Here is a 12,848-nt window from a genome sequence, read left to right on the forward strand (position 1 = left end):
AAATGATTTATTACTGTAAAACTTTACTAAAAAATCAATATGTAATTTGTTAAATTATTATCTGTCATCAATTCATGACCAATATTAACGATGTCTACGACGGGCTACACCTACGCGCTGATTTTGATAGCCCTTGGAAAGAAATTATAGAAGTTTATTTTCCTCAAGCAATGCATTTCTTTTTTCCAGAAACTTCTGCATTAATTAATTGGGAGCGTCCCTACGAATTTCTAGATAAAGAATTTCAATCAACTTGCTCGTGAAGCCGAACAGGGTAAGCGATATGCCGATCAATTAGTCAAAGTTTGGCAAATCCAAGGCGAAGAACTCTGGTTATTAATTCATGTTGAAATTCAGGCACAAAAAGAAGATAACTTTACCAAGCGGATGTTTACCTACAACTTTCGCATATTTGACCGCTTCGATCGACCAGCAATTAGCCTTGCAATCCTCTGCGATCCAAACCGCGAATGGCGGCCAAATAATTACAGCTACAATTATCCCAATACTCGCTTAACTTTTGAATTTGGTAGTATTAAACTTTTAGATTACGAAAGTCGATTTCACGAGTTAGAAAATAGCGATAATCCATTTGCAACTGTTGTCATGGCGCATTTGAAAACGCAACAGACGCGCTCATCACCCGAACAACGAAAAATATGGAAATTTAGCTTAATTCGCAGGTTATATGATTTGGGTTTACAAGAACAGGATATTCGCAACCTGTATCGATTTATCGATTGGGTTATGATATTACCAAACGCATTAGAAAATCAGTTTTGGGAAGAGTTTAAACAATTTGAGCAGGAGCGAGCTATGAGATATGTAACCACAGGTGAGCGCATCGGCTACGAACGTGGGAAACTAGAAGGCGAACAACAGCTTATTTTAAGGTTATTACAAAAACGATTGGGAGAATTATCACCACAATTGCAAAAGCGCATCCAATCTCTTTCTTTAAATCAATTAGAAACTCTTAGTGAAGCTTTGTTAGATTTTAATGCTATGGAAGATTTACTTCACTGGTTGCAAACAAATTTATCAGCTTAATAATCTATTTTTAGAATAATTGTAAAAAATCTATTTACTCACTTACGCCATATAGGTCAATACTGTTCAGTTAAGAAAAATTGTAGGTTGGGTTAAGCAAAGCGCAACCCAACAAAGTCCTGCAAATGTTGGGTTTCGTTCCTCAACCCAACCTACGTAGTTTAAGGTTTTTGGGGCTAACCCAAGAGTATTGCCATACAGGTTTATTACTTTACTCAATTAAAAGTTTCAAATGAGTAACAAAAAGGGCAGGTACAAAACCCGCCCTCAAAGCAATAAATATTTAAACAAAACTAAAGTAGCGATCGCAACTTAATTACCAATTTGAGGCGCACTCAAAGAAACCTTTAGGGTTTCGTCTTTTTGCTGTGCTAATGTCGGTACGGAATCACGCAATCTTGCTGTCAATTGTACAGTTGTCGCGTCATACATTTGAGTCAGCAATTTTGGATAAAAACCAATACCAATAATTGGAATTAACAAACAGGCAATGATAAATACTTCACGGGGTTCAGCATCTATCAAAGCTTGGTGAGAAACTAATTCTTCGTTCTCTTTACCGTAGAAAATTTCTCGCAACATCGACAGCAGATAAATCGGAGTTAAAATCACTCCTACTGCCATCAAGAACACCACGATAACTTTAAAGGTAGAGCTATAAGCATCGCTAGTAGCAAAGCCAACAAATACCATCAATTCTGCCACGAAACCGCTCATCCCTGGCAATGCCAAAGAAGCCATTGAACAGGTGGTGAACATGGCGAAAATCTTCGGCATTCTCTTCGCAACACCGCCCATTTCATCCAACATCAGGGTGTGGGTGCGATCGTAAGTTGCGCCAACCAGGAAGAACAAACTCGCCCCAATTAACCCGTGAGAAACCATTTGCAATACTGCCCCACTCAACCCCAAATCGGTGAAGGAGGCAATACCAATCATCACAAAGCCCATGTGAGAAATTGAGGAATAGGCAATTTTTCGCTTCAGATTGCGCTGGGCAAAGGATGTCAAGGCAGCGTAGATGATGTTAACTACCCCTAAAACCACGAACACTGGTGCAAAATAAGCGTGGGCATCGGGGAGCATTTGGGCATTCATCCGAATTAAGGCGTAACCGCCCATTTTCAGGAGAATACCTGCTAATAACATGTGTACAGGGGCTGTAGCTTCACCGTGGGCATCAGGTAGCCAAGTGTGCAAGGGAATAATCGGTAACTTGACGGCGTAAGCAATCAGGAAGCCAGCATAGACGGCAAGTTGAAAATTGAGGGCGAAGTCTTTTAAGGCGAGCGATCGCATGTCAAACGTCACCGTATCGCCGTAAAATCCCATTGTCAGGGCAGACAGCAAAATAAACAGCGAACCGCCTGCGGTGTATAAAATAAATTTTGTCGCTGCATATTGCCGTCTTTTGCCTCCCCAAATCGACAGCAGAAAGTATATCGGTACTAGTTCCAGTTCCCACACCAGGAAAAATAACAGCATATCCTGGACGGCGAACACGGCAATCTGACCGCCATACATTGCCAACATCAAGAAGTAAAATAGCTTCGGCTTGAAGGTGACAGGCCAAGCTGCTAATATCGCCAGCGTGGTAATGAATCCAGTCAAAATAATTAGGGGCATGGATAAGCCATCTGCCCCTACTGACCAATTCAAATCTAGTTGGGGTACCCAGGGGTAACTTTCCACCAACTGCAAATCTGGATTGGAAAAATCATATCCAGTATAAAAAGCATAAACAATTAGTGCAAAATCTATCAGCCCTACAACGAGGGAGTACCAGCGCACTGTTTTGCCTTCTTTATCCGGGATGATGGGAATCAGTAGTGAAGCGGCTATCGGCAACAGAATAATCGTCGTCAGCCACGGAAAATTAGCTGTATTCATCACAATTTGTCTGCTATCAAAATCATGTTTGGCAAAAAGTCACTAGTTATTAAGTAACAGCTTTTTCAGGATTTCGTCTTCCTCGTTAGGTTGATTTAATTAAATTGGCAATCCCCTATTTTTTCTCTTGGGAGTCTTTTTTGACATTTGCGGGTGTGGAATGTGCGTTGTGATACTCCCGGTTAAGTCAAAAATTTACCCTGAAAAAGTTGGTAAGCTAGAATTTTAGCGGTGCGATCGTGTAGCCTAACCTATCGCTTTAGAAGAGATTGGAGATGCAATTAAAAAGACATAGCCATACATAGATAAAGCGCGATCGCCCGCGATCGCATATCATTTATCTACTGTGTAGTCTGTCTCCCATAGCAATAACTTCATGCCTTTCTCCGATTTCACTAATCCTTACCAAAATCCGGCTAACATCCCACAGAACTATCGCGAGGATATAAATCTACGGAAGTTATTTAAAGCTGATGGTTCTTATGTGCGTCCAGCAGAAGACCCCTGTGACGATGTGGGCGCTTGAGATTTTAGTAGAAGAGTACGGTGTTCCACTAGAGGCAATGGAACTAGAACTAAATTCAGATTTTGCCGAGGGAACTCATCAAGGTGGGCGACGCTATCAAGGACGGGCAGACCTTGTAGTTTACGATGACCGTTATGCTGATTCTGTAGGTAATTTGGATGTAGCCTTCATTATGGTGGAGGCTATGGAACCAAGTAAAAAAGTTGGCGGGACTAAAGGCGAAGGTTGGGTCGATCATCTTAACCGACTCAACGCTTACATGAGTGCTTCACCATCTGCCCGTTATGCGATTTTAACCAGTGGTAAACATACAGTAATTTATCGTCGTGACCTTGAATATCCAAGAAAGTTAGAAATAATTGGTGATTTACAGAGGTATGAAAGCGCCCGTGAAGCCGCAAAGCACAGTTTTTATACTGTAATCCTTAATCCCAGTGAACCAGATGGGATTAAAACCGGACTTACGCCACTAACTCGTGATAGGTTTCGGGAGGTTTTGGGAGATACGCGATCTGGTTGTCACTCTATTCTGAGAGATAATGAGGGTTTGCAGCCACAAGAAGCAGTTGATGCAATGGTTAAATTCTTGTTTGCTAAGTGGTATGACGAACAGGCAACAATTGACTTGGTAAAGCAAACAGGCGAATCACGGGCTTATGTATTTAGTGTTAGTAATGAAACTGACCCAGAACGTTTATTAGTTCAAGTAAGAGATACTTTTGAGAAAGCGAAGCAGTGGGAACGAGAAACACTAGCTAAAAAATTTGGTGATGATTTGGGTGTGCGTTTGGCTTTTAATGAGGCTGATGTGCTGCAATTTAAGCCTCACACCACAATGGAAATCGTTAAGCGTTTACAGCCTTGGAGTTTGCGAAAATCTTCAGCAGATGTGAAAGGTGGAGTGTTTGAGGATTTTTTAAGTAAGACTTTCCGCGATGATTTGGGGCAATATTTCACACCTACACCAGTAATTAATTTAATGGTGGGAATTTTGCAACCTACAGTAAATGATTATGTTGGTGATCCTGCTTGCGGTTCAGCGCGGATGTTGACGCACGTTTTGGATTATGTGCGTAAGCAGGAGTATACAAAAGCAATAGCAAATAATGGTGGTAGTGCTGAGGGGATTAATCCTGAAGAACCAACCCAAGAGTTTATCAAGTTTCGAGATAATCATTTATTTGGTGCTGAATATTCTCGAACTGTGATGCACATAGCGCGAGTTAATACTTTAATGAATGGCGCACAATATGCAGATTTGATTCGCTGGAGCGATTGGGTAGTATTACAGGAGGAATTACAGAGGGGCTTCCAGAACGTCCTGGGTTTTACATGGGAGGGTTAACAATGATATTAACTAATCCTCCATTTGGTTCTAAAGTGACTAATGAAAGTGTTTTAAAAGACTTTGCTGGACGAGATGGAGTGACAAAGAAAAAGGGCAAGGTTGTTCCAAGCCTACCGCAAGAAGTGGCTTTTATTAATCGTTGTCTAGAATTTCTTGCACCAAGAGGCAAGTTAGCAATTGTGTTACCTGATGGAATATTAGCAAATATTTCAATGCAACATATTCGAGATTGGATTTTACGCTGGGCAAAGTTGAGGGCAGTAATTAGCTTACCACAAGCTACATTTGCACCTTATGGTGCAGGTGTGAAAACTAGCGTAGTTGTTTTAGAAAAGCGCGAAACACTGTTATTAACAAATCAACAACTAGAACTTGGGCAAGAAGTTATCGAAGCTGATGAAAACTATAAGGTTTACATGGCTCGCATTGACAATATCGGCTATGATGCTGCTGGTCGTATGTCTGTATCTGAGGATGAAGCTCATGAACCACCAGAAGTTAAAGGGACGATTAAAGATTTTGATAAATGCTTAGGGTGGTTAAGTTATGGAAAGTAAAACTCTAACTATTGGCTATATTAGTCAACAACCAAGATGGGACTTTCATTACTTTGATGACAAATACCTAGAAATAGAAAAACTGCTTGATCAAGGAAAGTATCCAATAGAGCCACTGGCAAATTATACAAAACAAATTGTCAACTTCGGTGCATATTCTTTATGCAATTTATTAGTATGGGTTAATGATGGGATTCCGTATTTACGAGTTACTGATTTAAAGGAAGATGGTATTTCTTGGTCAAATGTACCTCGGATACCACATGAAATTCATATAAAATTACCTAAATCAAAAGTCTATCCTGGTGATGTTCTATATTCTATGGCTGGGACAATAGGCTTATCAATTGTTGCTCCTGAAGAAATAAGCGAATGTAATTCCAATCAGGCTATAGCAAAAATTAGACTTAAATCTGATCGTTTAAATCCTTACTACTTAGCTACTTTTCTAAACAGTGAATTAGGAAGATATCAATCAGAAAGGATTGCAAATGGTCAAACGGTTTTCAACATAAATATGGGAGAGATTGGTTTACTTCGCATACTCATACCACCGCGACTTATTCAAGACCGCATTGCTCAAATAATGCAAGATGCTTATGCTAGACGGCAGCATAAGCTAGCTGAGGCAGAAAAATTATATCAAACAATTGATAATTATGTGTTTAGTAGATTAGGCATATCTCTTGAAAAAGTTCAAGAAAAAAAGCGTTTTATAAAGCCAATAGCAGAAATGTATGAATCTCGGTTTGATGTAGATTTCAATATGGGTTTTCATAAATTTGACCCATATATAAATCAAGTTTTACCCATAAAGGCTGTTGCTAAATTTCCTAAAAGAACACGAAAACTGTCAAATGAGGCAGAAGCTATATTTCAGTATATTGATATTTCCAGTATTGATATTAAGTTAGGAACGGTTGAAAGAGCTATAGAAGTTACTGAAGCAAATGCGCCTAGCCGTGCGAGGCAAGTTGTTCATACTGGAGATATTATTGTATCTACAGTACGCCCTACTAGAGGAGCAATTGCACTGATCCAAAATGAAATGGAAGGTTTTATTTGTTCTACAGGATTTACTATTATTCATTCAACAGAAAAAATAAGTTCTGCATATCTACACTTGGCTTTACGATTAAGCACCACCCTTGAACAATTTAGGCGACGATCTGCGGGTTCATCATACCCAGCTATCTTAGAAAGTGATATTAAAGAAACGCTTATTCCTGTTCCTGATAAAGAAGTTCAAAACGAAATAGCTACGGAAATTACTCAACGCTCCAATAAAGCTAAAAGCCTACATACTCAGACTGAAAACTTAGTTTATGAAGCAAAAGCCCGTATTGAACGCATGATACTGGGAGAGGAAGATGTGACATGAAGGAGGGGAGTAAATATCAGCCACTCCTTGAATTTTTGCGTGGCAGCGATCAAAATGAAATAACTCTATCATTTGCTGAAATTGAGAATTTAATAAAAGACACTTTGCCCAATTCAGCGAAAATTAAACGGGCGTGGTGGAGTAATCGCAGTAAAGGTGCGTTACAAGCTTCAGCCTGGATAGAAGCAGGGTATCGGGTTGAAGATGTTGATTTTGATAAGCAGCAAATCAAATTTTATAAACCTCCTAATAACTTTCAAGTTCAGCTTAAAGGTGACACTGTACTGTGGAATGGCGAATTAATCAAAGCACTGCGTCTTCACATGGGTTTAACACAGGCAGAGTTTGCAGAAAGGCTAGGTGTCTATCAGCAAACAGTCAGTCAATGGGAAATTGCAGCCTATGAGCCAACCCTAGCTACATCGAAATACCTAACCTTAATTGCGGATCAAGCTGGGTTTAAATATAGAGAGAGAGGCTAAAGGTCAAAAGAACTTTTGGTCTATTTGTTGACATTTTACAATGTAGACTTTATTTTTGTCAATATACAATCTACATTGTAAAATGAATATTCAAAACACCGAACCCAAAGCCCTCTTTCTCTCCCCCGACGGCAACGTATACCCAGACAACCTAATTTGCACTGGCATCATCCCCGCAGAACTTGACGGCAAACCCTGCCCCCATTCCCAAGCAGGGCGCTTTCCCGGCATCAAACCCCTCAATCCTGAAGACTCAAACTACACCATCGACAAAGGAAAACCAGGCGACCCTCTGCCCAATCTGCGCCAAACAACAACTTGCACACCTTGGACACTGGCAAGGTCATAGAAATCAAATATTCCCTGAAGAACTTCTATCATTGCGCTTGTTCAAGTGCCGGATGTGGCTATGGCTAGTTGTCCCAGGACTGCACGACCATGATGCAACCCAGCTTTTACCACAAAATCTATGAGATGAGAGTGTTTAGAAACGATAAAAACACACTCACACTTACAGCAACCCAGCAACAAAATTACAAATCTTGTCAAAAGCTAGCAAATAAGTTTCCGACGCTTCCTGCTGGCTCTTGGCTCCCTAACAAAAGGAGACATTCACCATGATAAAACCAGTTATTGCCCAAAATCATCCTTGGGTGATAGTAAAAACTGTAGTTATAACCCAATCTCACACTGTCGCCCGTTTTGCTAACCGCCAAGATGCAGACGACCATTTAAGATTTTTGCGTCGAACTATTCCCAATGGAGGTTTTGAGATTATGTTTGAACCGCCACATGATGTAAAAGAAGATTTTAATATTTAATTGCTGATTATCAGCCAAAGGAGTCTAATTTAGGCTCCTAAGAAACAAGGCAAGAGGAAAGAGGATTTTACTTGTTTCTTTTATTCATAGGGATGACGCACCGCCCGTCGGACGCTTTTAAAGGTCGGCTCTAACGTAGTGTTAGCCAGCTTCATCACTAAGCATCTTAATAATATGTTTTGCAAGTTGCTCTTTGATTTCTCTATGTCTGGGAACAGCTTGAGAAATTTTTGTTATTGGATTCTGATACCAATCATGTTTGCCACCATGACGAACGAAGATACAACCCATTTCTTCAAGCTTACTGATTAAATCTCTTCGTTTCATGAAACTTCAAGTTCTGCAACTCTACGAATATTTTGGATATTTCCACTTGTTAATTCACTGTAAATATCGAGTAGATTTTCTCTTAGCTCCTCTTCGGTTTCACCCTGAGTCCAATAGTCAGGATATTCTTCGAGATAACCTAACCACATATCATCATCTTGCCAGTAAATGTATTTCTTCTTAATCATTTGCCTATTCACTGCCTTTTTCTGAACTACGAGGTTTTTGAGTACTTTAGAAGACTGTATATTAAATTACTGAACTATTAGGCAAAAAAAGGAGTCTAATTTAGACTCTTAAAAAACTTAGGGGCGGACAGCCGCCCACCCCAATGAAAATCAGGTGACACCAAAGACAACCACTAAGCCCAAAACCGCCCCAAACACAATCAAGGCATAGAATTGGGCGCGACCGTTTTCTAGGTACTTCAGACCTTCACCACTGACAAGGGTGAAAAAGCCTGTGAGGTTAACAGCACCATCTACAACGCGAAAATCAACTTCCATAACTTGTCTAGCTAGGCGACGCAAGCCGAGGACAAAAACCCGATGGTAAATGTCATCAAAATACCACTTGTTGAGAGATAACTCGTAAAGTGGTTGGATTTTAGCAGCGATCGCAGCCGGGGTCAATCTTACGGCTCAAATACATCAGCGAAGCTAAGGTAATCGCAATCAAAGAAATTCCGACTGAGGCACCCGCCATAATGTAGAATTCCGTCGGATTGAACTCGGAAGCCTTTTCTATAACTTCGGAGAGAGTTTCACTAGGAGGAAAGATAAACTCTTCAAAATAATTGGCGTAGGGAGTTCCCACCAAACCAATCAAAATCGAAGGCACAGCCAACACTGCCAACGGCAGCGTCATTGTCCACGGCGATTCGTGGGGAGAGTCGCTGTGATGCCCGTGGGAGTCATGGGAATCATGATGCTGACTAGTTGCCGCCAATTCTCCTTTCTTCATCGCCCCAGGCCCAAAATTCGGGACTGATTCTTCTGATTCTAATTCCAGGACAATTGTCGCCGCAGCTTTCTTGAGTTTTTCCTTGATTTTCTCGTCATTACCCCGGAATTTGCCTTCAAATGTCGAGAAATACATTCTAAACATATAGAAAGCCGTAATCCCGGCAGTTAGCCAACCGATAAACCAAAGTAGTGGGTTAGCCTCAAAAGCCTTCCCTAAAATTTCATCTTTTGACCAGAAACCAGCAAAGGGCGGGATACCAGAAATTGCCAAGCAACCAATCAAAAAGGTAGTTGCCGTGATCGGCATATACTTTCGCAGTCCACCCATCAAGCGCATATCTTGCGCTAAGGCGGGGTCGTGACCAACGACACCTTCCATACCATGAATAACTGAACCTGAACCCAAGAACAGCATCGCCTTGAAATAGGCGTGGGTCATCAGGTGGAATAGTCCTGCACTGTAGGAACCTATTCCCATTGCCATCACCATGTAACCAAGTTGGGAAATGGTGGAGTAAGCCAAGCCTTTTTTGATGTCGTTTTGGGTAATGGCAATGGTTGCCCCCAAAAACGCCGTAAACGCCCCAGTAAAGGCAATGACATTCATTGCGGCTGGAACGTCTTCAAATACTGGGTACATCCGGGCAATCAGGAAAACACCCGCCGCCACCATTGTTGCCGCGTGAATCAAGGCAGAAATGGGGGTGGGGCCTTCCATTGCATCTGGTAGCCAGACGTGGAGGGGAAATTGTGCTGATTTTGCAACTGGGCCTAAGAAAACTAAAATCGCAAACAGGACAGCGAGAAAATTGCTGATCGAACCTGATTCGACGAGTTGGGCAAGGCGATCGCCCATGATATTAAAATCAAAGCTTCCTGTTGCCCAGAACAGCCCCAAAATGCCGAGTAACAAACCAAAGTCACCCACACGGTTGGTCACAAACGCTTTTTGAGCGGCATCGGCTGCTGACTTGCGATCGAACCAAAAACCGACCAGCAAGTAGGAACACATCCCGACCAGTTCCCAGAATATGTAAACTTGTACTAGGTTGGGGCTGACCACCAGACCTAACATTGAGGAGCCAAACAAACTGAGATAGGCGTAAAACCTCACGTAACTGGGATCGTGAGCCATGTAGCCATCGGTGTAAACCATAACTAAACAGGCTACCGTTGTGACAATCACCAGCATTAGGGCTGTCAGGTGGTCAATAGTGTAGCCCATGCTCAGGTGAAAATTACCTGCTGCTGCCCACTCCAAGGTGCGGGTATAAGACGGATGTCCTTGGATTTGACTCCAGAGCAAGGCAAACGACAGCACCATAGCTGCTGCCATCATGGAGATAATCACCACAGCATTAAGCTGGCGGAGGCGGTTTGTCACCTGATTCAACGAGATTAACCCTAGACCGACCAGCATTGCCCCAAGAAGAGGGAACACCGGAATCAGCCAGGCATACTGATAGATTACTTCCATCACTGACGCCTACTTTTAGAATTCTTGATTAGCGTGTCGAAACTGTTAATAATTGTGACTACACCCTTTAGGATAAAATAACCCACCCAAGACTGATTGGGTGGGGTATTAAGCATGGTTTTAGATTTGGTCATTAGTCATTAGTCATTGGTCATTGGTCATTAGTTATTTGCTCAATGACGGCAGTTGCTCCGCTTGGGGAGACCCCAAGACCGCACTGCCTCCCCAATGCCGCCATGCCCCACACCCAATATCCATCAGGCCGATCGGCATTCTAAGTCCACTGTTTTTGAACTTTTGTAGATTTTGGGGTAATTGCTGTAGCTGGCTTTAATCTCTTCTAAAGCTAGACGTAAATCTTCCCTGCCGCGAAAGCATTCCAAGCGATGGCGAATAGTGCCATTTTCAATCAATAGTAAAGTGGGTAGTGATTTTAGCCTATAGGTAGTAGACAATTTAAAATTTTGATCGGCGTTAACCCCGACTAATTTAATTTCATCGCCGCACTGGGCTTGAAATTGCAACAAAAGTGGATGGATAATCCGGCACAAGCCACACCAAGGTGCTTCAAAGTTAACTAAAACAGGAATAGGAGATTCTAAAACTTCTTGAGTAAATGTCCGCTCACTAACCGACAACACCATGACGCCTCTTGGATTATAAGGTTTTTATATCAAACTAGCTATTAGTACTGAATTAAGTAGTGCTGAGTTCCGAGTTCTGGTTGCTGAGTAGAAGTCCATAACAAAAAGTTAGGGGATTGAATGAGGAACTCGTTTCTTTTTCTTTTAGAGTAAGGCGGGGATTGGGACTACTTTCCAAGCAATGAATATTAAATTGCTTGCTTTTACTCAGGACTCAGGACTCAGCACTGCTTCAGTGGAGGATTGGCAAGTCACTAACTGCCGATAGATGCTTTCAGGGCAGAAATTTCAGGACACAGAATTACTGGCAAAAATTGAGCGCGTTAATGTGTCTCTGACAGAAAAGCGACCCTAGCAGTCGCGTTGGCTTTTTTGGATATTAAACTCCTGATTGCCGTGACTGCCTGGGGATTTGATTGAATCTGCCACTTTCTTTCAAAGAAAGGCAACTGACCAACGACTACCAATAATAAAATCTCAAGCTGACTGAACGCACCCCCCACTGTTAGATGTTTGAATTTATCCTACATTGATTTGGAGCAATTGATAAGCTTGATAAGCTGAAATTTCCATCTATTTCAGATTTTCTGCTGACACTGGGGATCGTCTAAAGTTACCATCCTATCCTACTAGTTGCTTCCAATAACAGAGGGTGTGACCACCAAAGTAAAGCTATAAAAATGGCAACTCCCAAATAGGCAGGGCGGAGAAATTCCTGCCATTTGAGAGATTGACGCCCGTCAATAATTGCTTTAAAGGGAATAATTGAAGTCCGCTGTTTGGCAATTTCAAAAGCTTCCCCATAGCGATCGCTCAGGCGGCGATCCCCGTGCCAAACCCCAAACAAATGATGCAACACCAATCCAATGGAAGTCACAAGAGTAAAGGTAGTACCCAGCCAGAGAGTATGGGCAACACACCAAATTATTTGTCCCACCATCTGGGGATGACGGGTAATCCGAATAATTCCTGTTTCGTAGAGATGAACTTGGGGCTTTTGAATAGCAGCAATTTCTAGTAGATTGAAGGTAGCAGGATATAAAAACAAAAACGAGATTGCTGACAGCAGCCAAACAAATTCTCGCACTCCTGGCACCCCTTGTACCTGCCAAATTTGCAAACCATCATAACGGTGCCCAAAAAAGTAAATAATTAATATCACAGCCAACGGTAGGCTGACTAATGCAAAGAGAATGCGATAAAACCTTGGGCCAATGTATTTTTCTGCCCAAGGGCGTAAAGCAGCGCCTCCACTGTGAGCGATCGCAAAAACTATTTGTAACCCCAGTATGACAAAATGACTGGGTGTCAACCAAGAAATCAGCAGCATATACACAGGTGAAGTAATTTAAAGAAAACTGAATTCAGTACAACCAATAC

The 12,848-nt window shown here is 41.7% G+C and carries 15 protein-coding genes and 1 pseudogene; 8 read left to right on the forward strand and 8 right to left on the reverse strand.

Translation table 11 applies throughout. From position 1 onward, the window contains the following. Positions 1–74 precede the first annotated feature (74 nt). Positions 75–1,050, forward strand: a pseudogene (locus NSTCB13_RS20225) (DUF4351 domain-containing protein). Between the two features lie 312 nt (positions 1,051–1,362). Here NSTCB13_RS20225 and NSTCB13_RS20230 read toward each other — a convergent pair. Continuing rightward, positions 1,363–2,940: an NAD(P)H-quinone oxidoreductase subunit 4 gene (locus NSTCB13_RS20230; RefSeq protein ID WP_448273621.1), complete on the reverse strand. Its 1,578-nt coding sequence runs from the start codon at positions 2,938–2,940 to the stop codon at positions 1,363–1,365. A 376-nt stretch (positions 2,941–3,316) separates the two neighbouring features. Here NSTCB13_RS20230 and NSTCB13_RS20235 point away from each other — a divergent pair, with 376 nt between their 5' ends. From NSTCB13_RS20235 to NSTCB13_RS20265, 7 genes are all read left to right on the forward strand, one after another. Then, positions 3,317–3,466: a hypothetical protein gene (locus NSTCB13_RS20235; RefSeq protein ID WP_448273622.1), complete on the forward strand. Its 150-nt coding sequence runs from the start codon at positions 3,317–3,319 to the stop codon at positions 3,464–3,466. Continuing rightward, entirely contained in the window at positions 3,453–4,811 is a 1,359-nt protein-coding gene (locus NSTCB13_RS20240; protein ID WP_448274197.1) for an N-6 DNA methylase, read from the forward strand. The genes NSTCB13_RS20235 and NSTCB13_RS20240 overlap by 14 nt, the downstream gene beginning before the upstream one ends. Positions 4,812–4,813: 2 nt before the next feature. After that, positions 4,814–5,371, forward strand: coding sequence for an HsdM family class I SAM-dependent methyltransferase (locus NSTCB13_RS20245; RefSeq protein WP_448273623.1), 558 nt, complete (start codon positions 4,814–4,816; stop codon positions 5,369–5,371). After that, positions 5,361–6,752 carry a restriction endonuclease subunit S gene (locus NSTCB13_RS20250; RefSeq protein WP_448273624.1) on the forward strand — a complete coding sequence of 464 codons (1,392 nt, stop codon included), beginning with the start codon at positions 5,361–5,363 and terminating at the stop codon, positions 6,750–6,752. Before NSTCB13_RS20245 ends, NSTCB13_RS20250 begins: the two co-directional genes overlap by 11 nt. Beyond that, a complete protein-coding gene (locus NSTCB13_RS20255; RefSeq protein ID WP_448273625.1) occupies positions 6,749–7,234 on the forward strand; it encodes a helix-turn-helix domain-containing protein in 486 nt (161 codons plus the stop codon). The genes NSTCB13_RS20250 and NSTCB13_RS20255 overlap by 4 nt, the downstream gene beginning before the upstream one ends. 82 nt (positions 7,235–7,316) lie before the next feature. After that, the gene (locus NSTCB13_RS20260; RefSeq protein ID WP_448273626.1) at positions 7,317–7,583 is read left to right on the forward strand and encodes a hypothetical protein; all 267 of its coding nucleotides are present in this window, start codon (positions 7,317–7,319) and stop codon (positions 7,581–7,583) included. A 268-nt stretch (positions 7,584–7,851) separates the two neighbouring features. Then, complete coding sequence (locus tag NSTCB13_RS20265) at positions 7,852–8,055, forward strand: hypothetical protein (RefSeq protein WP_448273627.1); 204 nt, start codon at positions 7,852–7,854, stop codon at positions 8,053–8,055. A gap of 141 nt (positions 8,056–8,196) precedes the next feature. Here NSTCB13_RS20265 and NSTCB13_RS20270 read toward each other — a convergent pair whose 3' ends face one another. The 7 genes from NSTCB13_RS20270 to NSTCB13_RS20300 form a co-directional block, all read right to left on the reverse strand. After that, on the reverse strand, positions 8,197–8,382 hold the full coding sequence (locus NSTCB13_RS20270) for a type II toxin-antitoxin system HicA family toxin (RefSeq protein WP_193918417.1): 186 nt from the start codon (positions 8,380–8,382) through the stop codon (positions 8,197–8,199). Next, entirely contained in the window at positions 8,379–8,582 is a 204-nt protein-coding gene (locus NSTCB13_RS20275) for a type II toxin-antitoxin system HicB family antitoxin (protein ID WP_448273628.1), read from the reverse strand. The genes NSTCB13_RS20270 and NSTCB13_RS20275 overlap by 4 nt, the downstream gene beginning before the upstream one ends. A 138-nt stretch (positions 8,583–8,720) precedes the next feature. After that, positions 8,721–9,014: a hypothetical protein gene (locus NSTCB13_RS20280; RefSeq protein ID WP_448273629.1), complete on the reverse strand. Its 294-nt coding sequence runs from the start codon at positions 9,012–9,014 to the stop codon at positions 8,721–8,723. After that, on the reverse strand, positions 8,989–10,824 hold the full coding sequence (locus NSTCB13_RS20285; RefSeq protein WP_448273630.1) for an NAD(P)H-quinone oxidoreductase subunit 5: 1,836 nt from the start codon (positions 10,822–10,824) through the stop codon (positions 8,989–8,991). Before NSTCB13_RS20285 ends, NSTCB13_RS20280 begins: the two co-directional genes overlap by 26 nt. Continuing rightward, on the reverse strand, positions 10,824–10,958 hold the full coding sequence (locus tag NSTCB13_RS20290; RefSeq protein WP_322713217.1) for a hypothetical protein: 135 nt from the start codon (positions 10,956–10,958) through the stop codon (positions 10,824–10,826). Before NSTCB13_RS20290 ends, NSTCB13_RS20285 begins: the two co-directional genes overlap by 1 nt. 123 nt (positions 10,959–11,081) lie before the next feature. Then, a complete protein-coding gene (locus NSTCB13_RS20295; RefSeq protein ID WP_322679819.1) occupies positions 11,082–11,468 on the reverse strand; it encodes a thioredoxin family protein in 387 nt (128 codons plus the stop codon). A gap of 613 nt (positions 11,469–12,081) precedes the next feature. Continuing rightward, entirely contained in the window at positions 12,082–12,798 is a 717-nt protein-coding gene (locus tag NSTCB13_RS20300) for an NnrU family protein (protein ID WP_448273631.1), read from the reverse strand. Positions 12,799–12,848 lie beyond the last annotated feature (50 nt).

This window comes from Nostoc sp. DSM 114160 (assembly GCF_053470305.1).